We start from the raw sequence: 25,978 nt of genomic DNA, 5'->3' as shown, positions 1-25,978 counted from the left end.
CACCCTTTCAGCTAATTCGTTAATTCCTCTATAAAACCACCGATTTCTTCGAGGGCAGCCGCCCTTTTTTCAGAATGCTGCAGTTCTTCAGCACGTTCAGAGATGAAACGGACGAGAGCACTCCCGACAATAACGCCGTCTGCTATATCCTGGAAATAACGCACATGTTCATTTTTGGAAATGCCGAATCCAGCCAGAACCGGGACTGCTGCCTTTTTTTTAAGCTCAGCAATGGATTGCTTTAAATCTTGAGAAAAGTCTTCCCTCGTTCCGGTAACACCAAGAGAGGTGACATAATATATAAAGCCATCACCAAGAGCACCGATTTTCTCCATTCTGTTTCTTGAACTGGGAGCAACGAGTGAAATAAGAGAAATTTGATATTCATTACACAGCTTTCTCAACTCATCACTTTCTTCAAACGGAAGATCGGGTATTAAAATCCCATCCATTCCAGCTTCTTTCATTAATTCCAATACTTCTTTAAATCCTACTGAAAGCACAGGGTTCACATATGTGAACAGCACGAGTGGAACCGTAAGGCCCTGTTCTCTTGCTTCTGCCGCTCCTTTTACAGCGCTGCGGAGACTGCCTCCCTGCTTTCGGGCATATTCTCCCGCTTCCTGAATGACTGGTCCATCTGCAAGGGGATCACTAAAGGGAACCCCCCATTCAATCGCTGTTACCCCTGCTTTTTCCAGTGTCAGGGCAATTTCAATGGAAGAATCGTAGGAAGGATAACTGCTCATGATATAGGGGACGAATCGTTTTTTCTGCTCCTGAAAGGCTTTATCTGTTAGTCGATTCATTCACTCTGACCCTCCAGTTCCTGCTGAATTGTATTTACATCCTTATCTCCCCGTCCGGAGAGACAAACAAGAATAACTTCATCTTTTTTCATTTTTGGCGCTTCCTTCTCCACGTATGCTAATGCATGTGCTGTTTCAATGGCTGGAAGGATACCCTCCAGTTCGCACAAATCCTTCAGTGCTTTCATCGCTTCATCATCGGTGGCGGGGACATACTCCACACGCTTAATATCCCGCAAATGAGCGTGTTCAGGTCCTATTCCAGGATAATCAAGGCCTGCAGAAATAGAATATGGTTCAATTATGTTTCCATGCTCATCCTGCAGAAGATAGGAAAGGGAGCCGTGCAGTACTCCTTTTCTTCCCTTTGAAAGGGTGGCCGCGTGTTCACTTGTATTAACTCCTTTTCCTGCAGCTTCCACCCCAGTTAAGCGGACATTTTCTTCATTTATAAATGGATAAAACATGCCTATCGCATTACTTCCGCCTCCGACACATGCAACCACATGATCGGGAAGTCGTCCGATTCTTTCCTGCATCTGTTTTTTACTTTCTTCCCCAATAATGCTTTGAAAATCCCGGACCATCATTGGATAAGGATGTGGCCCCACAGCACTTCCTATAAGGTAAAAGGTATCATCTACATTGGCTACCCAGTGCCGTATAGCTTCATTCGTAGCATCTTTTAACGTCTTACCACCCGAAGTAACTTCAATCACTTCCGCTCCGAGAAGCCTCATACGAAAGACATTGAGTTCCTGCCGGCGGATATCTTCAGTTCCCATAAAAACTTTACAGGATAAACCAAATCTGGCTGCAACGGTAGCCGAAGCTACTCCGTGCTGGCCGGCACCAGTTTCTGCAATAATCTGTTTTTTGCCCATTCGAATAGCAAGGAGTCCCTGAGCCAGTGCATTATTGATTTTATGTGCGCCTGTATGGTTTAAGTCTTCCCGCTTCAGATAAATCTGGGCACCACCATAATGTTCTGTTAAACGCCCGGCATAGGTGAGAGCAGTAGGCCTGCCGGAATATTCTTTCATTTCCTTCCACAGTTCCTTATGGAAAGATTCATCACCCGCGATATCACGGTAAGCATTATCAAGTTCTTCCAGGGCATACATAAGCGTCTCCGGCACATATTTACCGCCGAAATCTCCGTATCTGCCCATTTCATCCGGTGCCTCATAGACAGGTTTAACTGAATCTGACATAGCTTTCATCTTCCCTTCATCGTTTTTTTCATTTGTTTCAATTCCTGAAGATACATCAACACCACCAGGTCCATAACTTAACAACTCTTTAATATTAAGCGGTGTTATCCCTCCTGCAATAAAGCAGGGCACTTTCTGGCGGTTCGCTTCTGCTGTATAGAGAGGAACGTTTTCCCAATCGAAACTCTTTCCCGTTCCTCCCCATGCGCCTTCTATTTTCGTATCGATAACGTAACCGTCGACAGCTCCGGAAAATGACGCCATCTCTTCCAGTGCATTCTCGTGATGGTGAATCGTTTTGAAAACTCTGACAGAAGAATGGCGGCGAAGTACTTTTATATTATGCAAACTTTCCCCACCGTGAAGCTGCACTGCATACAATCCTGCCGTTTCCGCGGCGAGGCCGACAGCCGCCGGATCCTCATTAACAAAGACTCCAACAAGTTTTTTACCCTCTGCAGACGTCTTTTCCTGCCAGTCCCGAACGTCTTCAGCAGATACTTGACGCCTGCTTTTTGAAAAAATAAATCCGATATAATCTGCCTTAGAACGCAGAACAGCCCGGTAATCTTCCTCCGAGCGGGTTCCGCAGAATTTAAGTAAAGGCATTATTCTTCACCAAACAGTGATTGTAGAAACTGCTTTTTATCCGGACTTTTCATCAGGCTTTCTCCAATTAGAAGACCATCTGCCCCTGCTTCTTTCAAATAATCGACGTCCTGTTTATGATGAACGCCGCTTTCGCTTATTAACAATGCTTCTTCAGGAATTAAAGGTTTTAGTCTTTTCGTAGTAGTTAAATCGGTTTCGAAAGTGTGAAGGTCTCTATTATTGACCCCAATCAGTTTTGGTTTAATATATTTCAAAACCTTTTCCAGTTCTTCCTCATTGTGGACTTCGACGAGAGCTTCCATCCCTAATTCAGTTGTCTGATCATACAGCTCCTGAAGCTGATTACCTGAAAGAATACCAGCTATTAATAATACGGCATCTGCACCGATACGTTCGGATTCGAGAATTTGTTTTGGATCAATTAAAAAATCTTTTCGAAGCACCGGAGTATTTACAGCTTGTTTTATCTGCGTTAAATAAACGGGATGCCCCTGAAAAAAATCAATATCTGTTAGTATGGAAATCCCTGAAACGTTAATACGCTCATATTCTTCCGCTATATCCACTGGGTGAAAATTTTCCGTTATCACTCCTCTGGAAGGAGAAGCTTTTTTTACTTCTGCAATCATGCCTAAAGGGTGGAATCGGTGGTACAAACTATCGTAAAGAGAGAGCTTTGGAGATTCGATCAGTCTTTTTTCCGGTATATTAATTAAAGGGATCTCAACTTTTTTTCTTTCGGTTATTGTTTTAAGAATTGTCATAGCATTTCTGCCCCTTCCTCCAGCTGCAGTTTTTCCAGATGGGCGAGTACCGGCTCCCCCAAAGCGTGATCAGCCATTTCTACTCCATCTTTAATCGTTTCAGCCACGCCTGAAGTGTATAGAGCTGCTCCTGCATTCAAAAGAAGTAGATCAACTGCTTCACGGGAAGCTTTTTTCCGAAAAATATCACGTATTAGTGCAGCACTCTCCGCTGCATTATTTACAAGTGCTCCATGAAGAGAGCTTCGTTTCAGACCAACGTCTTCCGGATTTATCGTATATTCTCTAAGTTCATTGTCTTGTAATTCAATTACATAGCTTGCACCCTGCACCGTAAATTCATCCAGACCATCTTCTCCTGTCACAAAAAGCGCCCGTTCAATCGGAAGGTGCAGGGAAGCATGAGCCATTTTTCGGGCTGCATCAAGGCTGTAGGCTCCAATAACTCTTCGGGGAGCACGTGCAGGGTTTGTCAATGGACCTAAAATATTAAAAATTGTTTTCTGTTTCAATGCTTTACGAACCGGTGCCACGTTTTTCATAGCCATATGGTAAACCGGAGCAAAAAAGAACGTAAGTGAATAATCTTCAAGGCGCTGCTCGGCTTCCTTTACATTACCTTGAAAAGGAATTCGAAGTTCCTCGAGGACATCCGCACTGCCTGTTTTAGAGGAGACACTTCTGTTTCCATGTTTAGCGACTTTTACTCCCATTGAACTTAAGAGAATGGCTGAAGCCGTGGAAACATTGTATGTCCCGGAACCATCCCCGCCTGTTCCGCATGTATCCAATACATCGTAAGGAAACGACATGCTCGATGCCTTATCCAGCATACCCTGAGCAAAACCGCTTATCTCTTCAGCAGTTTCTCCTCTGTAGGCCAGGATAGAAAGAATAGCAGCTGTTTCCTCTCTGCTGAACACGCCTTCCATCATTGATGTTACTATTTTCCTCGCCTCAGCTATAGTCAGCGGTGTCCCCGTCATGACTCTATCTAGTGTCATTATTAATGACCTCCTCTTCTTCCAATCTCTGCTCAGCTAATTTTATAGCAAACAATAATGCTTTGGCTTTATTCCTTGTCTCTTCCCATTCTAATTCAGGAACCGAATCCTGCACAACTCCTGCGCCTGCCTGTACATAGGCTGTTCCATTTTTCAGGACGATTGTTCTTATCGCAATGCAGGAATCTATCGCTTTATTAAAACCATAATAAGCAATGGCGCCTGCATAAACCCCTCTATGCATATTTTCCAGTTCCTGAATGATTTCTACCGCCCGGACTTTTGGAGCTCCTGAAACGGTTCCTGCAGGATGGGTGGAGAAAAGAGCTTCAAAAGGATGAATGTTTTCTTTTAAAATTCCGGTTACTTTCGTAGTTAAATGCATTACATGCGAGAAATAGGAAATATTCATCATATCATGTACTTTAATACTCCCATATCTGCTTACGCGTCCAAGGTCATTTCTCGCGAGGTCCACCAGCATTAAATGCTCAGCCAGTTCCTTTTCATCTTCTGCAAGTTCTTTGGCGAGAGCCTGATCCTCCTCGCTGTTTCTTCCTCTTTTTCTCGTTCCGGCAATTGGATGAATCTCCAGCTCTTTTGTTTTATCTGCTTTAACGAGCCTCTCTGGTGAACTCCCGATAATTTCCTGCTCCGGAAAACGGATGTAATAAAGGTAAGGACTGGGGTTTACTTTTCTTAGTACTCGATAGAGAGAAAGTCCGTCTGACTTAACCGGCAGTTCAAATCTTTGAGAAAGAACTGTCTGAAAAACATCTCCTTTGGCAATATAATCTTTTATCTTTCTGACATCTTCTTCATATTCTGATTTGGTGTAGTTGGAAGTAACACCTGCAAATACATCTTCTTCGAGCTGTTCATCAGCACTTATCATCGGAAATCTTCCTTCTTTACCTTGTTCAATGATGTTAAGTATTCCATGAAGTCTCCCTGAAGCTTCCGCATAGGCTGCTTCAGCGCCTTCTGAGGTATCCTGAAAGTGCGTTACTGTAAGCACTTCATCTTCGTGATGAAAAGCAAGGATCGTTTCACAGAACATAAAGTAAGCATCGTGTTCTCCGGACTGCAGAGTTTCTATACGAGGTTCGTAATATCGGAAACCTTCAAACCCTAAATACCCGACAGCTCCTCCCGGAAACGGAAGATCGGGAAGATCCGGTGAAATATGAAAACTGTCCATTACTTTTTCCCACGCTGTCTGAAGATCGGATTCTGACCAGAGTTTTTGGTTGTCGGAAGAGCGGCAGACAAACGTTTCATTTTCATCTCTTAAAAATTTCACAGGATTCAATCCTATGAATGAGTAGCTGGACCATGGAGAGAGCGGATCTTTACTTTCCAGCAGAAAAGAAGCTTCCGCATCAAACAGCCGAAAAAGCTGAATCGGTGTTTTCGTATCGGCTACTACCGTAACGGAGAGAGCTACAGTCTGGTATAATTCTGCCTGCTTTATAAAATTTTCTTTTGATATGGAAAACATAAAATCACCTCATCGTGGATACAGATGAAGCTTACGGGGAGAGACTGATGGAGATACAGGGACAGGGGGAATATACGTGTACCTGTACAGGTGGTCAAGCATTAATAATCCTCTGCTCATCTCTACTTTGCTCTACTATCCTCAGCTTCTCTCTGCTCTGTTTTCTGGTCTCTGCTATTAGCGACTATGCTAACGCGTCCCCTGTTCCTTTGTCAAGGATAAGTCCGGCCGCAGCTTTTCTGCTTCGTTTAAATAAATATGTTTAACTTCATGCTGTTCCAGGCTGACATCTGCAGTAACCATTAAACGGATGCAGAAAGGAAGGCTTCCAGGGACAGGAATCTCCTGGGCACACATTACTGGTACAAACGTATATCCGTAGAGATCCCGCAGTGCCCGTGCTGGAAAAGTGGCGTTTATATCCTCTGTTACTGTTATTATAACGTGGGAAATGTTTTCAGGTTCAATAGCGTTTTTTGCAGCGATTTCCTGCATCAGTTCTTCTGTAGCACTCAGGATTTCTGTTTCCTGATTTTCAGATATAGTGGTTGCTCCACGAATTCCTCTGATCACGTGAGCTCCTCCTCTTCTAACAAATCCAGTACCATCTCTTCACGTATATCGACTAATTCAGCTCTGCCCAGTTCCGGGAGCAGCACGAAACGCATCGATCCTCCAGAAGCTTTTTTATCTCTTTTCATAATAAAAAGTAATTTTTCTGCATTTACCTGCTTTTGCAGCTTCAGATAGTAACCAAGCTTTTCAAGGTATTTCACCGTTTCCTCTATCGGAAGCTTTATCCCGTAAAATTTTTCGCTCAGTCTCATAGCAAATATCATCCCCACAGCTACCGCTTCTCCGTGGGTTGTTTTTCCATAACCGAGCTCTGCTTCAATGGCATGTCCCAACGTATGTCCAAAATTTAAATGAGCCCTGACACCAGCTTCTCTTTCATCTTCCTGAACTACAGCAACTTTTGTTTCAATAGATTTTTTTAACATCTTCTCCAAGGTGGAAGGGTCTACAGAAGATAATTTGTGAACGTGGTTTTGAAGCCAGACAAAAAATTCAGGACTGCTTATAAATGCATGTTTAATGACTTCAGCAAATCCGGACCGCCATTCTTTTTCCGGGAGAGAGATTAACATTTCGGGATCGTATAAAACCGCGGAGGGAGCGTGGAAAGCTCCTATCATGTTCTTACCAAGCGGATGATTGATACCCGTTTTCCCTCCAACACTGCTGTCGTGTGCAAGCAGAGTAGTGGGAATTTGGACATACCTTATACCCCGCATATACGTAGCAGCAGTAAAGCCGGCAATGTCTCCGGCAACTCCTCCTCCCAAAGCTGCAATGACTGATTTTCTGTCAAGACCTTCCTGCAGACACTCCGTTAAAAGGCGCTCGTACTGAACCATAGATTTACTGGTTTCTCCGGAAGGGAGAATGGTTACCACCGGTTTCGCACTATCGGGAAAGGAGGCCAGCAGGTCTTCCAAATAATAAGAAGCTGCAGTTTCATCAGCTATTATCATCAGTTTTGTATGGTCAGGTAAAATATCTTCAAGCAAATGATAAAAAGAGTACCGCAGGCCATTTTCCAGTAAAACAGGATAACTATGAGAATCACTTTCAACTTCTATTCGTTCAGACATTAAAAGTTCCTCGCTTCCTCCTGGTAATCATTAAATGCTTTATGAATGTCTGCCATCGTATCAGAGCCGAACTTATCCAGAAAAGCTGCTGCAATTTCCCATGCTACGGCAGCTTCACAGACGACAGCCGCAGCTGGAACTGCACAGCTGTCAGAGCGTTCAATCGAGGCTGTAAACGGCTCCTTGGAATCAATGTCCACACTCTGCAGCGGCTTGTAAAGCGTTGGTATGGGCTTCATAGCACCATGGACAACGACGGGCATTCCGTTGGTCATACCACCTTCGAATCCACCAAGACGATTCGACTTTCTGTAGAATCCTCTGTCAGCATCATAAGCGATCTCATCATGTACAAGGCTCCCGTTCATACGGGCAGCTTCAAATCCAAGCCCGATCTCCACACCTTTAAAAGCATTAATACTTAAAACGGACTGAGCAATTTTACCGTCCAGTTTTCGGTCGTAGTGAGCGAAACTGCCTAAACCAATCGGTACGTTTTCAGCTATCACTTCAACGATACCACCTATGGAATCACCGTTTTTCTTGGCTTCATCTATTGCCGCTTTCATTTTCTCGCCTGCATTTTCATCTGCACATCTGACTTCAGAAGTTTCCGTCGTATCTTTTAAAACTTTTACGGATTCAAATGGTTTCTGCTCAGCTTTAACGTCACCTATCTCCAGCACGTGACCAGCAAGGCTTATGTTGAACTGTTTTAAAATAACCTGAGCCAGTGCTCCTACAGCTACCCGAACTGTAGTCTCTCTGGCACTGGATCTTTCAAGTACATTTCTCATATCCCGGTGTCTGTATTTGATAGCTCCGTTTAGATCCGCATGCCCAGGACGAGGCCGGGTGATTTTTCGCTTTACTTCTTTTTCTTCTTCTTCTGAAAGGGGCTCAGCTCCCATAATTTTCGTCCAATGGGTCCAGTCTTTATTTTCAATGACCAGGGTAATAGGCGCTCCAGTTGTTTTACCGTGACGGACACCGCTCATAATTTGAACCTGATCTTTTTCAATCTGCATCCGTCGTCCTCTGCCGTACCCTTTCTGTCTTCTTGCTAGATGTTCGTTAATATCCTCTGCTGTCAAAGGAAGCTGGGAAGGAACTCCTTCTATGATTGCTGTTAATTGTGGTCCGTGAGATTCTCCTGCAGTTAAAAATCGCATCTGTTATCATCCTCTACTTTCTTTATCGCTTTTATGCGTTAAATTATCTACTTACTATTGTTCATGATATTACGCAATTTTTCAAGGGGGAGTACTTAATTTATAAAAATTCCTGTCCTGATGCTTTTTCCTCATTTTTACTTTTTTCTAATATAACTACATCATTCGCTTCAGTTTATCAGAAAAATTCATAAAATAACTATATATGGTTCAAATAATCCTCATAAAAAAAGTCCTGCTTAATAAGCAGGACTCTCAAAGTTACTCATTGTTGAAATCTATACAAAAGAACTTTTGATCGGCTGTGATTCCTCCAAAAAACTTCTCAGGAAATGAATTTCATTTCATTAACATCACTAAATAAATCCAAGATTACACTCTGGTCGATGAACGGTCTTCAATCAGTTCTTCTTTTGTAAAATATAGAGCAATTTCCCGGTCCGCACTCTCCGGAGAATCAGAACCGTGAATAATGTTTTCAGACTTTAAAATGGCATAATCCCCCCGAATTGTACCTGGAGCAGCCTCTTTCGGATCTGTTTTTCCAATCATTTTACGAGCTTCGTCAATCACACCTTCTCCTTCAAGAACCATTGCAAAAACCGGTCCTGAAGTAATGAATTTAGTTAAGTCTCCAAAAAAAGGACGCTCCTTATGTTCTTCGTAGTGAGTTTTTGCCAGTGTTTCACTCATCTGCATAAGCTTAGCTCCGCATAAGCGGAATCCTTTTGATTCAAAACGCTGCATTATCGCACTTGTTAACCCTCTTTTAACACCATCGGGCTTCACCATAACAAAAGTTTTCTCCATTTTAACCACTCCTGAATGCAAAATATGTAATTCTATTCCACTATAACAAACATACAGCCCCATGACAACGCTTTCAATGATTATCCACAAACAACCCCATGCTTCATGCACAGAGTTGTTTATTAAAAGTTTCGGCTTCCTATATAAGAAGCAATTTTACTTAAAGAAGACCTCTCTGGAGACTCATCAATTCCTTTCAGCATTTTCACAGCTTTATTTACATATTGATCTGCAAGGGCTTTGGATGCTTCAACGGCTCCGCTCTCTCTGATGATGGTTACAGACTCCTGGACATTAAGTGGATAAGAGCCGGGATTTTTCATGTAGCGCTGCACTTTTCTATGAAATTCGGGGTTTTTCTGCATAGCATACAAAGCTGGATAAGTGATGTTCCCCTGAATAAGATCACTTCCTGCCGGTTTGCCTAGTTCCTTCTCTGTGCCTACGAAATCAAGAATATCATCAGTAATCTGGAAAGCCATCCCAGCGTAGTAACCGTACCATTTCAAGGCATGCTGCGCTGATTTATCAGCTTCGGAAACCACAGCCCCCAATTCACAGCTGACAGAAATGAGCAGTGCTGTTTTCCTTTTTATTCTTCGCAGATACTGACGAAGCGTCTGTTCCGTAATAAATTGATCCCGGAGCTGCTCTACTTCTCCGATGCACATTTCCCTCATAGCATGAGCTAAAATGGGATGAATTTCAGAATATTTACTGAATGTTGCTATTTCCGTCGCTTTAGCAAAAATATAATCTCCGGTATACATTGCGACCCGGTTGTCCCATTTCGATTTAATTGTCTTTTTTCCGCGCCTGACATCCGCATTATCAATAACATCATCGTGAACGAGAGAGGCCATATGAATTAACTCCAGAGGAACGGCTACTTTTTTTATTTCTTCAAGATTGTATTGCCCGTATCTGGCACTCAAAAGTACAAAAACAGGCCGGATTCTTTTCCCTCCCGCTTTTAAAATATGATTTGAGGCTGCTCTCAATACGCAATGTTCCGCTCCAACCTGTGTTTCTATTTCTTTTTCCAGTTTGAGGATGTCAGAACGCAGGTCCTTATATATTTCAGCTAAAGTCATGTTACGTCCACCTTACTGATTTTATCATCGTTTACCGGCTGCCATAATTCAATTCCGGCCTTACCGTAAATATATCCGTCTTCTGCGAGAAGGCGGATATAAAGTTCCAGGCCTTTAAAATGCTCGTCTGATAGGCCGAAGTGCAGGTTCCGGAAATAATTTTCCCAAAAATCTTCACTTCCACCGACAGTATTATTAATATTTTTTATAAGCTCAGCAAAAGAATCCTTCATATTATCAAATTTACTTTGGATGAAGGACTCATAAAGCAGCTGAATCTCAGGTTTATTAGCAGCTGCTGCTGTTCTCCGTACTGCAAATAAAGCATATGTCATAGGGTAGCCGGTCCACTCGTACCATAACGCTCCCAGATCATAACGGTATAATGCAGGCTGTTCCCAGGAAGCTTTGATTGCATCATCACCAATCAAAAGGCATGCGTCATACTTATTCAACATTTCTTGTATAGAAGGAGTTTCTACATAATACTCGGGATTTACATATATATAACGTTTAAGCAGAATTTTCAGCAGATGTACAGAAGTAGCCGAGCTTGATGTAAGAGCTATATCCGCTTGATCAAGTTCCTGAATCGGCAGTTTTGAGAATAAAAAAATGGAGCCGACAGATCCAATAGAAGAAACAGATAGATTAGGAAGAACCAGATACGCCTGCGGATTCCTCGCATATTCAAAAGAACTGATCCCACCCACATCCACTTTTCCTTCCGCCATTAATTGATTTAATTCAGCGGGTACAGCCTGTATAAATTGAAAGCCTCTGTCTGTCAAAAGCTGCCGGGGAAGTTTCGAAAACATTGGCATGATATTTGTGTAATTTATTTCTCCGACTTTCAACGACATTAAAGTTCCTCCTCTTTATCAGGCTGTAATTAATAAATCTCCGATTGTAAATACAAGCATTAGTATACTGATTATTCCATTCATTGTAAAAAAAGCTACGCTGACTTTCGATAAATCATTTGGTGAGACTAAAGAATGCTCGTAGACCATAATCACACCAACTGCAATCGTTCCAGTCAGGTAAATCCAGCCCAGTGGTGTAATTAATATTAATACAAGCATTGCTGTAAAACTGATGATATGGAAGACTCTTGCGAAAGTAAGGGCTCTTGCGATACCAAATCTGCTTGGTATTGAATGCAGCTTAACATCTTTATCATATTCAGCATCCTGTGTAGCATATATGACATCGAATCCCGCTGTCCATAAAGCTACTGCTGCAAATAGTACCATCGCCTCCCATGTAAGCGTTCCCGTAGCAGCAACCCATCCTCCAAGCGGTGCTAAACCGATAGTTATACCTAAAAACAGATGACAGGCCCACGTGAAACGTTTTGTATAGGAATAAAAAACGAGAAAAAATACTGCTATTGGAAGTAAATAAACCGCCAGCATATTAAGCTGGTATGCAGCTAATATAAGCACAAAAAAAGAAACCACTATAAACAGAATCGTTTCAGATACAGACAGCAGTCCGGCAGGAATAGCTCTTTCAGCAGTCCGCGGGTTCTCTTTATCGATTTTTGCATCAATAACTCTATTCAGTGACATAGCTGCACTCCGGGCCCCTACCATGGCAAGAGTGATCCACAGCCAATCGATTAAAGGCGGCCAGCCTCCGTTAATAAGCATACTGCCAAGTACAGCTCCCAAAAATGCAAAGGGCAGTGCAAAAACCGTATGTTCAAATTTTATCATTTCCAGAATAATTTTTATTTTCCTCATGAGTGCCCCCTCGTTCCACCTTTAACAGCAAAATGAGAAGCCGCTGCCCCCGCTGAGTAAGATTTGATTTTTACCGTATCAAAGCCTGCTTCGTAAAACATTAGTGCCAGTCTTTGTTTATCAGGAAACTGCTTTGTTGACTCCTGCAGCCAGGAATACTGTTCATAGCTTTTGGCAAAAACTCTTCCGAAAAAAGGCATAATATAAGTGAAATAAAACCAGTAGAGCTGTTTGAAAACCGGCAGAGTCGGCTGGGAGGTTTCAAGACAAACCACCGTGCCTCCGGGTTTTACTACCCTGTGCATTTCTTTTAAAACCTGGACATAATCAGGAACGTTACGCAGGCCGAATCCGATCGTGACGTAATGAAAAGTGTTGTCTTCAAAAGGTAGTTCCATTGCATTTCCCTGGATCAATTCTATCTGCTTATAATCATTTATCTTTTCAACGCCGATATCGAGCATCTTACGACTGAAATCCAGACCTTTCACTGCACCTGAAGGTCCGCATGCTTCCGCCAGCTGAATTGTCCAGTCTGCAGTACCACAGCAGACATCCAGCGCTTTTTGTCCAGCCTGCACGTTCATATATTCCATCGTATCTTTCCGCCAGGCTACATGTCTCTGAAAGCTTATAATTGCGTTCATTTTATCGTATTGATCCGAGATGGATTCAAAAATTTCGTGCACCTTCTGTTCTTTGGATAATGCCATATGGAAACGCTCCTGTCTTCAGGGAATCATATATATTCTATTTGCTTCTTCCTCAATTTTTGATTGCAGACCAAAATCCTCTTTAGTTGAATTTACAATCTGACTGTGGAGTTGATCAGTCTTTTCGATTTTGTTCATAGGACTTTTACTTAGCGCTGAATAAAGCAGGAAACCTGTCTGCTTTTCCTTTAAACTCTGCAAAAGAAAGAGCCGGCGCAGGTCCGGAATAGCAGATGCAAATCCTAAATAGGCAGCAAGGTGAGTCGTCATGGCACTTCGAACCACCATATAGTGCTCAAGAGCTGTGCCGGCATCAACGGCCTCTAAAGTTCTCATTTTAGCTTCGTTAATTTCCTGTACGGCTTTTGACATAATTCTGATGAATCGAGGCTCACCGCATCCGGCGAGAAGAGTATAGTAAAGACTGCTGTAATAGTCCCCTGCAAGAACTGTGAGCTGCCTCTGCTTTCTTTCAATTTCCGAATCGACCTCCGCTGTGCCGATACGATCATGCGTGTCCATTGCTGCCTGAATGAGAAGAGCAGCCAAAGTCACAGACTGAGAAGATGAAACTGCGATTTTTGAATTATCAAGCATGAATAATAATAACCCTGCCTGCATTGGATTCATTACAGGTTCAGGTATATATCTTTGAATAAAAGGTTCTTTAGTCTGCTGGTAAAATTCCGTCGTTAATTTATGTATGATATGAATGTTATCATATGTTGCAGTCATCATCATTTCCTCCAAACGGCCTGTTCACTTAGAGCTTAAAACGGCTTACAGACCAGTTAGTTTAGTATATCATAATTAAATTCCAACGAGGAAGGCACTTCCGGAAGTTTTACCAGCATAGCAATAACACGGTAAAAAACGTGTCGCATGTTCAAGCGGCACGTTTTTGCAATAGTTTATTCGTTTCCACTTTTCATTTCTCCATGAGCAGTTTGAATCGTTGCGTCGCCGCGTATTTTTATAGCTGAAGTATGTTCAGTAAACTGAGCGATCATCATTTCATTTTTATCCAGCTTTTCGGAGTGGTGAAACCTCGTATCCGTACCGCGGGTGAGGCCTATTACGTTTACTCCATCCTGATTTGCTTTAATAACAATATAATCATTGGACTGTGCCACGTTTATTCCTCCTCGGCCTTATTTAATTAATGCCATTACTTCGGCACGAGCAGCATCATTATCTTTAAAAGCTCCTCTAACCGCGGAGGTAACCGTTTGGGAACCCGGTTTTTTAACTCCACGCATCGTCATACACATATGCTCTGCTTCTACAATAACAATAACTCCCAGTGGATTCAGAGTTTCCACCATGGAATCAGCAATTGTCGATGTAATCCGTTCTTGAAGCTGAGGCCGCTTCGTCACTGCCTCTACAGCTCTTGCCATTTTACTTAAACCAGTAACCTTACCTCCTTTAGGTAAATAGCCTATATGTACTTTACCAAAAAAAGGTACAAGATGGTGCTCGCAGGTAGAGTAAAATGGAATATCTTTAACTAAAACAAGTTCTTCATGATCTTCCCCAAATACCGTTTTAAAATGTTCTTTCGGATCCTGCTTCAGCCCTTGAAAAATCTCTTCATACATTCTGGCAACTCGTTTAGGAGTATCTTCCAAACCTTCTCTTTTAGGGTCTTCCCCCACAGCTTCAAGAATCATTGTAACTGCCTGTTCAATTTTTTCGTGATCCACCTGAGCCATTATAAACTTCCCCCATTCAGCTTAAACTGGTACGTTTAATTTGTATAATAAGCAATGTAATGATAATAGCACAGCTGTAAATTGTAAAACAACAAATCGAGCTCAGAACAAAAAGAAATCCCGGTAAGCCGAAGCTTATCGGGTTTCTTTATTACATAAGGCTACTTATGTAATTTTTTTTACTTAACTGCATCTTTAAGTGCCTTACCCGGCTTAAATGCAGGTACGTTGCTTGCAGGAATTTCAATCTCTTCTCCAGTCTGCGGATTACGACCTTTACGTGCCGCACGCTCGCGTACTTCAAAGTTACCGAATCCGATCAACTGAACTTTCTCCTGCTTTTGAAGTGCGTCAGTGATAATATCAAAGACTGCATCAACAGCACCTGTCGCATCTTTCTTAGAAAGCTCTGTTTTTTCAGCAACTGCGTTGATAAGTTCTGTTTTGTTCACAATACTCACCTCCCTACAGACTAAACTCATATCCTCTTTATAATTCTTAAAAATCTGTTAACCCTTGATATGACGGGATAACAAGGCTTATGTTAAACGAAAAAGCCTCTAAATTCAACAATTTTTACGTTTTTCTTTGTTTTTTTATTGATTTTTTGGTGAAAATGGAAATTTTTATGAAAAAAAGCTCTGAAAATAAGCTTTGTTATTTTCAGAGCTTCCCTTAATTTTCTTCTTTTATAAAATGAATTTCTCCGTTTTCTACTGTCTGCGGAAGAGAATAAGCAGGCACAAAAGGAGCTTCATCCACTAACAACCACCGGAGGTCATCGCCTTCTTCATATTCACCCATGCCATATTCCTCCATATAATGCCTGATATCGAGCGAGTAATCAATAACAACGTCTCCATCAGTTGTATATAAAAGCGGCAGTAAATGATCCGGGTGAAAAGGACTGTCCACTACCGGTTCTTCTTCATATCCTAAAGCTTCATAATCAAGCTTTAAAAGTTCGTTGCCGATCACTTCTTCTACAGGTGCATAATCATTTGTGCTTCTGTAAGTGAATAACCTTGTCTCTAACTCCTGAATTTTACGCACCGTGGTTAAATCTATCAGTTTAACTTCCGGCATCTCTTCTACATTTATCAGTACATATTGATAAGTTCCTCCATTTTCAAAAGAATTACCTGGAGGTTCACTCAGATAAGTTGGTATTAACTGAGTAAACTGTACTGGATATTTACGAAAAATTGGAGTGTCTGCCTCCCTTGTAGCTATAGGAAGTACACCGGTGTTCTGGTGAAACTGAGTAACAGCAGTCTGAACCCTTTCAAGCTGTTCCTGATTGGGACCTGAATCCCGGCTTCTTTCTTCCTGAGGGTACAGACATCCAGAAAGCAGTAAAACGGAAACAGCTGCGAAAATCAGCGGTTTTATTCTCATACTACCCCTGCCTCACTAAATAATTTATTAATCGGGAACCGGCCCGCTGAATGTCACCAGCATTACGATAATACCCGATACCATAATGCATACAAAACTTATTGTTAATAGTGAATAACGAAGAAAGCCGGACAATTTTTCCTTTGTAAAAATCGTAATAACGACGGAGAGAAACATGAGACCTATTGCAATAAAAGACACCCACATTTTCAGTAATGGATCTTCAAACATTTTTTATTTCCTCCCCCTTTCACCCTTCAATTCTGCATTATTATAGCACAATATTGCTGACGATGCATGACTTGCGTACGTTGGAATTTCACTATGTACATAACAGTTATCAACGATTTAATAGAAAATAATTTCCAATTTATCAGCTAATCCTTTCAAATAACAAGCTGTGTAAAAGTCTGGTGGTAATAAATTGAAGAAAAGTCCACTTCACCTCTGAGATGGCGGAGATTTCCGGGCGGGCTGCGCCTCTCCGGGATCTTCCAATCTGCTTCTTACACGGTCATGTTTCCATTGAATTTTTCTTCACGGCAAGAGAAGAACTTCTGCTTTCCATGAACTATGTTTTTCATTCCAAAAAAAGGATCAGGGCAGAGACGACTGAGGAAGTACGTGCAGGTCCTTCCGGCCGTCAGGGAAACCACATACTTTTTCCGCGGCAGGTGAAAGAGCTACTGTTACTCCGAAAACAACACGAGAGCTTTAACAGAGACACTCAGGAAAGATCGCTGCACCATAATGAATGAAAATGGCCTTTTACAGGAAAGAAGGGTCCCAATTCTATACAGGTGAAAGGAAGTTTATTCAGAAGGGGTCTTCTCTATTAGATGCTGCTCAGTATTTTTACCGTAAGCTGCAGAGGACATGGGGCGACTCCGGGGCGGTGAAGGACGGATCCCACCCCGCCCGACGGAAGAGAGGACGGAATTAGCTGAGGCCGGCCCTGGCCCCATGGAAACGAAAGCGCCCGTGCATCGATTATCTACAGTATTTTCAAGGCAGCCTTTCAAATAAAAATGCTGTCGTATGCTGTATAACAGCAAACTACCTTCATAGTAAACGCCATGAAGGTAGTTGAAGTGTATAAGAATCAACAGTTTATTTACACGAACATCTGATTTCAAGTTTTAAATATGCTGATTTTCTAATCAGGGCTCGAAGTGGTCAAGCGGATCTTTTCCCATGGAGGATGTCTGACCTCGCATTAACTCTTCTACTTCCTTTTTTTTCACTCTGCCCATCAGTGCCTCTACTGCTTCCTCTACATCTTTATCTTCAAACAACACCGCATACAGTTCTCTTGTAATAGGCATATCAATATGATATTTCTCCGAAAGCTGATAAGCAGCTTTCGTCGTGCGCACTCCTTCTACCACCATTCCCATTTCATTTTCTGTCTGGGAAACCGACATTCCTTTTCCAATCATGTTACCAGCCCGCCAGTTTCTGCTGTGAAAAGAGGTGCATGTAACAATTAAATCTCCCAGACCCGAAAGGCCGGAGAAGGTTAAAGGATTGGCTCCAAGCTTCACTCCCAGTCTGGATATTTCTGCAAGGCCTCTGGTCATTAGTGCTGCCCGGGCATTATCACCAAATCCAAGTCCGCTTGTCATTCCAGAACCAATAGCAATAATATTTTTAAGCGCTCCGCCAAGTTCCACACCAATTAAATCCGGATTGGTATAAACACGGAAAGATTGATTCATAAATAGATCCTGCACTTCTTCTGCAAGATCCATATGAAGGGAAGAACAAGTCACTGTTGTGGGCTGACGTTTACATACTTCTTCTGCATGGCTCGGACCACTTAAACATACAACTGCTCTGTTATCAAGCTCTTCAGCAATAATTTCCGAAATACGCATGTGGGATTCAGGCTCAATTCCTTTACTTGCATGAACTAATACAGCGTTTTCGCTGATAAAAGGCTTCAGCTTAGGAAGAACCTCCCTCATAGCCTTTGTAGGTACAACAAGCACAATAAAATCAGCACCGGATACTGCTTCCTCCATGGAGGAAAAAGCTTTAATGGATTCCGGAAGTGACACTCCGGATAAGTAGCGGGTATTTTTGTGAGTTTTATTAATAGTATCTGCGTGCTTCTCTGTTCTCGAAAGAAGCTTAACTTCATGTCCATTATCAGCAAGTACCATTGCTAAAGCCGTTCCCCAGCTCCCGGCTCCTATGACAGCTGCTTTTTTCATCTTTATCCCCCCGTTTACGTAGTTTCCACTTTTTCACCCAGCTTACTTTCTGAGCCTTTTATAAGTCTATTAACATTCTCTCTATGTTTCCATAATGAAAGGAGCGTTAAAGCTGCTAAAAAATAAACATAAACAAAAGGATAGTCGAAAAATTGATTAAAAAGTGCAGTAATGATTGTTGTCCCGATCATAAAGAGCAGAGATCCGAGTGAAACATACCGGGTAATGACAATAACTGATATAGCAACTATGCCAGCAATCAATGCAGGCCAAAAAACAAGAGTAGCCAACACTCCTATTGTTGTAGCCACTCCTTTTCCACCCCGAAAACCGAAATACACAGGCCAATTGTGCCCGAGTACAGACGCAGTACCGCATAAAGCAGCAATTAAAGGATCTCCCCCGCTCACAGCATAGCCAATCCAAACGGCAGCGATGCCCTTTGCACAGTCAAGCAGAAGAACAGCTACAGCCGGCCCTATCCCCAGAACACGAAGCGTGTTCGTAGCTCCTGCATTTCCGCTTCCATGATCGCGGATATCCAGCTTTTTAAGGAGCTGTCCTGTAACATAACTAAAACTAACAGCTCCTATTAAATAAGATAATATAACAGCAGCAATATTCATCTAATAGAGTCCCCCCTCTCTATATTAGACCCGGCAGTTTTTATTCACTCTTTTTTCTTTCAAGAATTCTAATTGGCGTTCCAATAAACCCAAATGCCCTGCGGATATTGTTTTCCAGATAGCGCCTGTAAGAAAAGTGCATTAATTCCGGATCGTTCACAAATAAAACAAATGTCGGTGGTGCTACAGCCACCTGAGTTGTATAATTAATTCTCAATCTTTTCCCACCGTGATCTGTCGGAGTTGGATTGGAAGTGACAGCGTCTACAATCACATCGTTCAGTACATTGGTTTTTATTCGAAGGTTGTGAGATTCACTTACCTGATTGACGACCGGCAGAAGCTGGTGAAGTTTTTGTTTCGTAAGAGCTGACAGGAAAACGATTGGTGCATAGTCCAGAAATTGAAACTGATCTCGGATTTTTTGCTCGAATTTCTGCATCGTTTTATCGTCTTTTTGAACCGCATCCCATTTATTAACAACCAGAACTACTGCTCTTCCGGCTTCATGAGCATATCCAGCTATTTTTTTGTCCTGCTCTATAATACCTTCTTCCCCATCGATTACGACCAGAACTACATCAGAACGATCAATCGCCTTTAAAGCACGAAGCACGCTGTATTTTTCAGTCGTTTCGTAAACTTTCCCGCGCTTTCTCATCCCAGCCGTATCGATTACTACATATTCCTGATCATCTCTTATAAAAGGAGTATCGATAGCATCTCTCGTCGTTCCCGGGATACTGCTCACAATAACCCTTTCTTCTCCTAAAATTGCATTCACAAGAGAGGATTTACCTACGTTCGGCCTTCCGATTAAACTCATGCGTATCGTATCTACATCGTAGTCGGTTCCATGATCCTCCGGAAAGTAAGAACATGCGGCATCCAGCATATCACCAAGACCTAAACCATGTGATCCGGAGACCGGGTAAGGATCTCCTACTCCAAGACTGTAGAATTCGTAAAGTTTTTCGTGCATGGAATGATCATCCATTTTATTAACTGCGATAACAACCGGTTTGTTGGAACGCTGCAGCAGCTGTGCTACTTCTTCGTCAGCTCCTGTAATCCCATCACGGCCATTAACTACGAAGCAGATAACATCAGCTTCATCAATAGCTAATTCTGCCTGCATACGCATTTGTTCAAGCAGCGGCTCATCCGACATTTCTATCCCACCGGTGTCGATCAGAAAAAATTCGTGGTTCAGCCACTCGGCTGTGCTATAAATTCTATCCCTTGTTACACCCGGTTTATCTTCGACGATTGCTAGTCTTTCTCCAATTAACCTATTGAAAATAGTAGATTTCCCTACATTAGGGCGTCCTACAATTGCTAAAACTGGCTTTGACACATTATTTCCCCGCTTTCAAAATTCAAATTACTTTTAATTCTGTTCTTCTCTCTGATAATGAACGCCATCATAAGCAGTAAGATCAATGCTTATGTAAGTATTATCGACTCATGAAACGTATAACTACATACTAGCACCAGACCAAATATAAAAAAAGCATTTATTTAATGAGCCATATTTCCGTGTGCATGGTGAGCTTTATTCTATCCTCTGCGGTCTGCTGCATAGATCCTCGTATCGATTCCTCTCTGTTCCAGCCAGTCTTTCGTTTCTCCAAGAATGACAACCGGAGCGTTCTGAAGACTTTTTATATCTGCAGCTCCAACCGCAGTCATGATTAAAGTGATATCTTTCATCATCATTTCCAGAGATTCATGTGTGCCGCGCTGTCCCTTCGTATGCAGCCAGTTCAACACCTGCCCTGCCGTTCCGCATGAACAGGCTCCGAGTGCGATAGCTTTTGCAGTATCATAAGCTGTCCTTATCCCCCCGGAACCGATGATATCTATATCCAAAGAAGATTCAGCTTCAGCTATACTTACTGCTGTAGGAATGCCCCAGTCTTCAAAGAATTCAAGAGGCCTTTCCCTTCTTTCGTTTTCTATTACTGCAAAGCTTGTACCTCCGCTTCCGCCGGTATCTACAGCTTTTGCTCCCGCCTGCTGAATCAATGCAGAAGCTTCTCTGCTCATTCCAAATCCTACTTCTTTAACGATTACCGGTATATTTAATTCTCTTACTATAGCTTCTATCCTCGACAAAGTTCCGGTAAAATCTCTGTCGCCCTCGGGCATAATCAGTTCCTGAACTGTATTTAAATGAACCTGCAGGGCATCTGCCTCAATCATTTCAGCACACTGCAAAGCATCGGAAACTCCTGCTTCACTGCCTACGTTCGCAAAAACTTTACCTCTGCGGTTATTCCTGCGCACTACTTTATAAGATTCCTGCTGAGTTGGATCTTTCAGAGCCGCCATTTGAGAACCGACAGCAATTGGAATTTGTAATTGCCCGGCAACCTCAGCAAGGCTTCCATTTATCGCTTCGGTCTGCTCTCCCCCTCCTCCTGTCATCGCGTTTATAAGAAGAGGAGCCGATAAATCCATGCCTGCTAAAGAAGTATTCAGTGAGATATCTTTTACATTAGTTTCAGGTAAACTGTTATGTACAAAGTGGATATCATCGAGTCCATTTTCCCCTCGGGCTCCAGAGGCTAAAGCGTTTTTTATATGATCCAGCTTTCTTGATTCTCTGCTCAATGAAATTTCCCCTCTATTCCTTACTTCGCTGCATAAATAGAGCAACGGAACAGGCGGATCATTTAGATCCACAGGTTCCGTTGCTTCTTGAAGAGCGAATTAATTTTTGTATTTTTTCAGCTGATCCCCGATCATATCTCCTAAGGAAAACCCGCCGTCGTCTTCTTTTTTGTACTCCTGTTTAGCCTGTGATTCTTCTTTTTCCACTTTATCTTCTTCAAGCACCCTTATACTGAGGGAAATACGCTTGTCACCTACATTAACATCAAGTACTTTTGCCTGAACTTTATCTCCTTCTGTTAACACTTCTCCCGGAGTTGCAATGTGCCGATTGGCGATTTGCGAAATATGCACAAGTCCTTCCACGCCGGGAGCAACTTCTACAAATGCTCCGAAAGAAACGAGACGTTTTACAGTACCTTCCAGCACATCGTCCTGTTTAATTTGAGTTGCAATAGCCTCCCACGGCCCGGGAAGTGTATCTTTAATAGAAAGGGAAATACGCTCATTGTCCGGATCTACAGACAACACTTTTACATTTACCTGATCCCCTTCGGATACTACATCTGAAGGTTTTTCTACATGCTGATGCGCCATCTGGGAAATGTGTACAAGACCGTCTACACCGCCGACATCAACGAAAGCTCCGAAATCAGTCAATCGCTGCACGGTGCCGGAAATAATATCTCCTTCAGCGATTTTTTCGAGTGTTTCTTTTTTCTTCTCACTCGCTTCAGCATCCAGTACAGCCCGTTGAGAAAGAATCAGTTTATTTCTTTCACGGTCCATTTCAACAGCTTTTAAGCGGAGTGTGCGTCCTTTGTATGAAGAAAAATCTTCAACATAATGGCGTTCAACAAGCGAAGCTGGTATAAATCCGCGTACGCCGACATCCACAACCAGTCCGCCTTTGACAACATCTGCCACCTCAGCTTCAAATATCTCTCCGCTTTCCAGGCGTCGTTCCATTTCTTCCCACGCCTTTTCAGCTACTACTGCTTTTTTCGAAAGTACGAGCTCATCTTCTGAGAGCTTTGTAACTTTGAACTCATACTCTTCGCCCTCTTCCAGAACATCGCTGACTTTCTCAACGTGAAGACTGGACAGCTCACTTATAGGAAGCACTCCATCCATTTTGTATCCTACGTTAACAAAAGCCTGCTTATCTTCCACTTTCGCCACTGTACCATTGACGAGATCACCGACTGACAGCGAACGGAAATCCGTCATTTCATTGTTCATTTCTTCTGACATTGACAATTACCTCCCTATACCCCGTCAAAAATAGCGGGCCTCAAAAGACTTCTTCAATATATGCAATTCTCCATGTAAGAGGAGAATTCCTTCTTATTTTTTATATTTATCTAAAAGTTCTTGAATTGATTGCATAATTTCCTCTGTAGCTTCTTCGGGTGAGAGTTTACGTTCTCTCATGCTATCCATGTCAACCGGCTTCCCATAAACAATAAGTAATTTGGAAAACGGCTTGTATGATCCTATTATAGCACAGGGAATAACATCAGCAGGGGACCGCAGCGCAAAAAACCCTACTCCTGAAAGTCCTTTACCAAGTTTCCCGGTTCTGCTTCTCGTACCTTCAGGGAAAACCCCGACAACTTCCCCATCTTTTAACAGTTTCAATCCTGTACGCATCGCCTGACGATCACTGGACCCTCTTTTTATTGGAAAAGCATCCACTTTCGGGAGAATAAACTTGAGTACAGGGACTTCAAAAAGTTCGGCCTTAGCCATGAAATTTGTCTGACGCTTCAAAAACGCTCCCACAAGCGGCGGGTCCAGATTATTGATATGATTGCTGCAAAGAAGTACTCCTTTTTCCGAAGGTATGTTTTCTTTCCCTAAAATCTGTGGCCGGAAGAACAGCCGGAAAAATGTCCGTGATAAAAATTGACCTGCTGCATAGATTTTATTCATAGGCTTCCATCTGCTCCTGAGTTATAGTTAACAAACGTTCCACCACTTCGTCAATACTCATGTTCGTAGTATCTATTTCCAAAGCGTCGTCCGCTTTCTTCAGAGGGGCTGTTTTTCTTTCAGTATCCAGCCGGTCCCTTTTGGAAATCTCTTCTTTTAACAGCTCAATGTCCGACTCGATCCCTTTTTCTGTCTGTTCAAGATATCTTCTTTCGGCTCTTTCCTGCACACTTGCTGTCAGAAAAAACTTCACAGCTGCTTCAGGAAGAACTGCGGTGCCGATATCTCTGCCGTCCATTACCGTCTTGCCTTTTGCAGCAAGTTCCTGCTGTTTCATAACCATATAATCACGAATTCGGGCATGCCTTGCTACGTAAGAAACGTTGTTTGTAACTTCAGGTGATCGAACTGCTTCTGTAATATCTTTTCCGCCGAGAATTATTTTGACGCCGCCCTGCTCATACTTCAGCTCAAGATCCATTTTTTCCAGAAGTTTTGTCAGGGATACTTCATCATGATAGTCCACGTTGTCTTCTTTTGCTTTCCAAGTAAGTGCTCTGTACATGGCACCTGTATCTATATACACGAAAGACAGCTTTGCAGCGAGAAGTTTAGCAACTGTACTTTTTCCAGCTCCTGCAGGACCATCGATAGCTACGTTAATATTTGAATTCATGCTGCATACCTCACTGTTATTATTAATATTTTGTTTGTTACAATCGTATCATAACCTGTAAAACAGGTCTAATAAGCTATTTTCTGCTATCCATCTGCAGCACAGCCTGAATGTAAACGGGCAGAGCATGCGGCACAGGATAATAAAACCCGCATTTACTGAATGAAGCTGGAGCAAAAGACAGGGATTCCTTATGGGTCCACACGGCATCTTCATGGAGGTCTTAGTGAAAGAGCATCAGGAAGGTGTCTTCTCTTTCATCAAGACCATTAACTTTTTTGAAACAATTATTTAAGAAGCGGTATATTAATTATACTACATAAAAAATACGACAGTAACCTGCCGTATTCCACTATATAGACTTATTCAGGAGCAACATCCAGATCAAATGCCGTTTCATTTCCACAGACGCAGCGTTTAAAGCCAGTATCAAATCCACCATTTTCATTGGGACGACCCCGAAGGATATATTTTTCGCCGCAGTTTTGACAACGAATCGTTACTTTGTATCTTTGCTTTGTTTCTGGCAAAAAACTCACTCCCTTTCCTTGAACTGTAAGTAGTTTATTCTGATGTATCTTATCATACAACGGAAAAGCCGGTGATATCAAGAAAAGCGCCACGGAACTGCCTCATCACTATTGGAATGCTGTCTGTTTGCAAGCTTAACTTTGTGCATAGCAAATATCCATAGAAAGATCATAAAAGGGATAATTAATACGGACCAGCTTTCAAAGTGTATAAGTATAGCATTGTAAATACTATGGAAGATGTAGGGCAGAACTACAGCGGCGGATAAAAAAAGAAACTTATGCTTTGAAAATTTTGCAAGACCAAAATAATATCCCATTACTACACCAAATAGAGCATGACTAGTGACTGGAAATACCGCTCTAAGAAATGCTGATTCAAGTCCGTTTGCGAGAAGATAAAATATATTTTCCATGGCCGCAAACCCTAGTCCTACAGCAACAGCATAAACTATTCCATCATATCTTTGATTAAAATGAACATGAAAATAAACCGCTCCAAGTACTGTAAACCACTTGAAAAATTCTTCAATAAATACCGTTTCTATTAATATGTGAAATAACGGGGAAGTCATGCTCGTTTCTTCAGAAATAACATACTGAGTAAACATCGCTGGAAATACAAGAAGGGCACCGAATACAAAGCACCTAATTACCATATGAACCGGTTCTTGTTCAAACTCATCTTTTAAATAAAAAAAAGTCAGCAGAGCAATAGCCGGTGCGCAGGCTGCGGTCAGGATACCTATCATCGTTTTCAGTCCCTTCTTTTTCACTTATCCTTTGCAGCAGGGAGACGCAGCAGCTGTTGAAACGATACCAGACACTGACACAATTAATATATGGCTACCTTGAAAATAAAGTAGATAAGCGATAGACGAACGCTTTCGTTTCCATGGGAGGTACAGTGATCCTGCATGAGTGTCTCTGTTAAAGCTGCGTGTTGTTATTGGAGGGCCTGCGGCTTACCAAAGGCGATGCCCCGGTAATTGACAGCCCGTGCCACGTGGTGATGCTGGGCAATATCCACCCCGATAATCAGGTGACTGGAAGAAATACGGGCAATCCGTTGATTTTGTTGGTCCTGCATTTCAAACTTCATAGTAAGGTCCCTCCTCAAGGATTGGAATAGTAGAGTCGAGTCTCTATTCTTATCTTAGCGAGGGGCCC

General features: G+C 42.3%; 28 protein-coding genes and 1 pseudogene. All 29 read right to left on the bottom strand.

What is annotated here, in order from left to right:
• Nucleotides 1-11: 11 nt before the first annotated feature.
• Nucleotides 12-809: a tryptophan synthase subunit alpha gene (trpA, locus tag FTX54_RS08040; RefSeq protein ID WP_147804785.1), complete on the bottom strand. Its 798-nt coding sequence runs from the start codon at nt 807-809 to the stop codon at nt 12-14.
• Nucleotides 806-2,632, bottom strand: coding sequence for a tryptophan synthase subunit beta (gene trpB / locus FTX54_RS08035; RefSeq protein ID WP_147804786.1), 1,827 nt, complete (start codon nt 2,630-2,632; stop codon nt 806-808). Before trpB ends, trpA begins: the two co-directional genes overlap by 4 nt.
• Nucleotides 2,632-3,393, bottom strand: coding sequence for an indole-3-glycerol phosphate synthase TrpC (gene trpC, locus FTX54_RS08030; protein ID WP_147804863.1), 762 nt, complete (start codon nt 3,391-3,393; stop codon nt 2,632-2,634). The genes trpB and trpC overlap by 1 nt, the downstream gene beginning before the upstream one ends.
• Before the next feature lie 2 nt (nt 3,394-3,395).
• Nucleotides 3,396-4,403 (bottom strand): anthranilate phosphoribosyltransferase, encoded by a 1,008-nt coding sequence (gene trpD, locus FTX54_RS08025; protein ID WP_147804787.1) that lies wholly within the window; start codon nt 4,401-4,403, stop codon nt 3,396-3,398.
• Entirely contained in the window at nt 4,390-5,904 is a 1,515-nt protein-coding gene (trpE, locus tag FTX54_RS08020; protein ID WP_147804788.1) for an anthranilate synthase component I, read from the bottom strand. The genes trpD and trpE overlap by 14 nt, the downstream gene beginning before the upstream one ends.
• A gap of 189 nt (nt 5,905-6,093) precedes the next feature.
• Nucleotides 6,094-6,477, bottom strand: coding sequence for a chorismate mutase (gene aroH / locus FTX54_RS08015; protein ID WP_147804789.1), 384 nt, complete (start codon nt 6,475-6,477; stop codon nt 6,094-6,096).
• Nucleotides 6,474-7,559: a 3-dehydroquinate synthase gene (aroB, locus tag FTX54_RS08010; RefSeq protein WP_147804790.1), complete on the bottom strand. Its 1,086-nt coding sequence runs from the start codon at nt 7,557-7,559 to the stop codon at nt 6,474-6,476. Before aroB ends, aroH begins: the two co-directional genes overlap by 4 nt.
• The gene (aroC, locus tag FTX54_RS08005) at nt 7,559-8,731 is read right to left on the bottom strand and encodes a chorismate synthase (protein ID WP_147804791.1); all 1,173 of its coding nucleotides are present in this window, start codon (nt 8,729-8,731) and stop codon (nt 7,559-7,561) included. The genes aroB and aroC overlap by 1 nt, the downstream gene beginning before the upstream one ends.
• A 372-nt stretch (nt 8,732-9,103) precedes the next feature.
• Nucleotides 9,104-9,541 carry a nucleoside-diphosphate kinase gene (gene ndk, locus FTX54_RS08000; RefSeq protein WP_147804792.1) on the bottom strand — a complete coding sequence of 146 codons (438 nt, stop codon included), beginning with the start codon at nt 9,539-9,541 and terminating at the stop codon, nt 9,104-9,106.
• 122 nt (nt 9,542-9,663) lie between these two features.
• On the bottom strand, nt 9,664-10,635 hold the full coding sequence (hepT, locus tag FTX54_RS07995) for a heptaprenyl diphosphate synthase component II (RefSeq protein ID WP_147804793.1): 972 nt from the start codon (nt 10,633-10,635) through the stop codon (nt 9,664-9,666).
• Nucleotides 10,632-11,498: a menaquinone biosynthesis protein gene (locus FTX54_RS07990; protein ID WP_147804794.1), complete on the bottom strand. Its 867-nt coding sequence runs from the start codon at nt 11,496-11,498 to the stop codon at nt 10,632-10,634. Before FTX54_RS07990 ends, hepT begins: the two co-directional genes overlap by 4 nt.
• 18 nt (nt 11,499-11,516) lie before the next feature.
• Nucleotides 11,517-12,383 carry a UbiA-like polyprenyltransferase gene (locus FTX54_RS07985; RefSeq protein WP_147804795.1) on the bottom strand — a complete coding sequence of 289 codons (867 nt, stop codon included), beginning with the start codon at nt 12,381-12,383 and terminating at the stop codon, nt 11,517-11,519.
• On the bottom strand, nt 12,380-13,096 hold the full coding sequence (locus FTX54_RS07980) for a demethylmenaquinone methyltransferase (protein WP_147804796.1): 717 nt from the start codon (nt 13,094-13,096) through the stop codon (nt 12,380-12,382). Before FTX54_RS07980 ends, FTX54_RS07985 begins: the two co-directional genes overlap by 4 nt.
• A gap of 18 nt (nt 13,097-13,114) precedes the next feature.
• The gene (locus FTX54_RS07975; protein ID WP_187254641.1) at nt 13,115-13,831 is read right to left on the bottom strand and encodes a heptaprenyl diphosphate synthase component 1; all 717 of its coding nucleotides are present in this window, start codon (nt 13,829-13,831) and stop codon (nt 13,115-13,117) included.
• Between the two features lie 176 nt (nt 13,832-14,007).
• Nucleotides 14,008-14,235, bottom strand: coding sequence for a trp RNA-binding attenuation protein MtrB (gene mtrB, locus FTX54_RS07970; protein ID WP_147804798.1), 228 nt, complete (start codon nt 14,233-14,235; stop codon nt 14,008-14,010).
• A gap of 12 nt (nt 14,236-14,247) precedes the next feature.
• Nucleotides 14,248-14,811 carry a GTP cyclohydrolase I FolE gene (gene folE, locus FTX54_RS07965; RefSeq protein ID WP_147804799.1) on the bottom strand — a complete coding sequence of 188 codons (564 nt, stop codon included), beginning with the start codon at nt 14,809-14,811 and terminating at the stop codon, nt 14,248-14,250.
• A gap of 179 nt (nt 14,812-14,990) precedes the next feature.
• On the bottom strand, nt 14,991-15,263 hold the full coding sequence (locus FTX54_RS07960) for an HU family DNA-binding protein (protein WP_147804800.1): 273 nt from the start codon (nt 15,261-15,263) through the stop codon (nt 14,991-14,993).
• Between the two features lie 223 nt (nt 15,264-15,486).
• Nucleotides 15,487-16,209 (bottom strand): hypothetical protein, encoded by a 723-nt coding sequence (locus FTX54_RS07955; protein WP_147804801.1) that lies wholly within the window; start codon nt 16,207-16,209, stop codon nt 15,487-15,489.
• Nucleotides 16,210-16,236: 27 nt separating this feature from the next.
• Nucleotides 16,237-16,440: a DUF2768 domain-containing protein gene (locus FTX54_RS07950; protein WP_147804802.1), complete on the bottom strand. Its 204-nt coding sequence runs from the start codon at nt 16,438-16,440 to the stop codon at nt 16,237-16,239.
• A gap of 929 nt (nt 16,441-17,369) precedes the next feature.
• Nucleotides 17,370-18,425 (bottom strand): NAD(P)H-dependent glycerol-3-phosphate dehydrogenase, encoded by a 1,056-nt coding sequence (locus tag FTX54_RS07945; RefSeq protein ID WP_147804803.1) that lies wholly within the window; start codon nt 18,423-18,425, stop codon nt 17,370-17,372.
• 14 nt (nt 18,426-18,439) lie between these two features.
• The gene (gene plsY / locus FTX54_RS07940) at nt 18,440-19,051 is read right to left on the bottom strand and encodes a glycerol-3-phosphate 1-O-acyltransferase PlsY (RefSeq protein WP_147804804.1); all 612 of its coding nucleotides are present in this window, start codon (nt 19,049-19,051) and stop codon (nt 18,440-18,442) included.
• Between the two features lie 40 nt (nt 19,052-19,091).
• Nucleotides 19,092-20,408 carry a ribosome biogenesis GTPase Der gene (der, locus tag FTX54_RS07935; protein ID WP_147804805.1) on the bottom strand — a complete coding sequence of 439 codons (1,317 nt, stop codon included), beginning with the start codon at nt 20,406-20,408 and terminating at the stop codon, nt 19,092-19,094.
• Nucleotides 20,409-20,611: 203 nt separating this feature from the next.
• The gene (fni, locus tag FTX54_RS07930) at nt 20,612-21,667 is read right to left on the bottom strand and encodes a type 2 isopentenyl-diphosphate Delta-isomerase (RefSeq protein WP_147804806.1); all 1,056 of its coding nucleotides are present in this window, start codon (nt 21,665-21,667) and stop codon (nt 20,612-20,614) included.
• A 99-nt stretch (nt 21,668-21,766) separates the two neighbouring features.
• A complete protein-coding gene (rpsA, locus tag FTX54_RS07925; protein WP_147804807.1) occupies nt 21,767-22,921 on the bottom strand; it encodes a 30S ribosomal protein S1 in 1,155 nt (384 codons plus the stop codon).
• A 93-nt stretch (nt 22,922-23,014) separates the two neighbouring features.
• A complete protein-coding gene (locus FTX54_RS07920; RefSeq protein WP_147804808.1) occupies nt 23,015-23,602 on the bottom strand; it encodes a lysophospholipid acyltransferase family protein in 588 nt (195 codons plus the stop codon).
• Nucleotides 23,595-24,278 carry a (d)CMP kinase gene (gene cmk / locus FTX54_RS07915; RefSeq protein ID WP_147804809.1) on the bottom strand — a complete coding sequence of 228 codons (684 nt, stop codon included), beginning with the start codon at nt 24,276-24,278 and terminating at the stop codon, nt 23,595-23,597. Before cmk ends, FTX54_RS07920 begins: the two co-directional genes overlap by 8 nt.
• 362 nt (nt 24,279-24,640) lie before the next feature.
• The gene (locus tag FTX54_RS07910) at nt 24,641-24,808 is read right to left on the bottom strand and encodes a hypothetical protein (RefSeq protein ID WP_187254642.1); all 168 of its coding nucleotides are present in this window, start codon (nt 24,806-24,808) and stop codon (nt 24,641-24,643) included.
• 77 nt (nt 24,809-24,885) lie between these two features.
• Nucleotides 24,886-25,560: a glutamic-type intramembrane protease PrsW gene (gene prsW, locus FTX54_RS07905; RefSeq protein WP_147804864.1), complete on the bottom strand. Its 675-nt coding sequence runs from the start codon at nt 25,558-25,560 to the stop codon at nt 24,886-24,888.
• Between the two features lie 209 nt (nt 25,561-25,769).
• Nucleotides 25,770-25,910, bottom strand: a pseudogene (locus tag FTX54_RS07900) (IS110 family transposase); the annotation flags it as partial.
• Between the last annotated feature and the right edge of the window lie 68 nt (nt 25,911-25,978).

Origin of the sequence: Alkalicoccus halolimnae, from assembly GCF_008014775.2 — a bacterium.
GTDB lineage: Bacteria > Bacillota > Bacilli > Bacillales > Salisediminibacteriaceae > Alkalicoccus > Alkalicoccus halolimnae.
The sequence above is the reverse complement of the archived record's forward strand: the minus strand, read 5'-3'. Positions and strand labels throughout refer to the sequence as shown.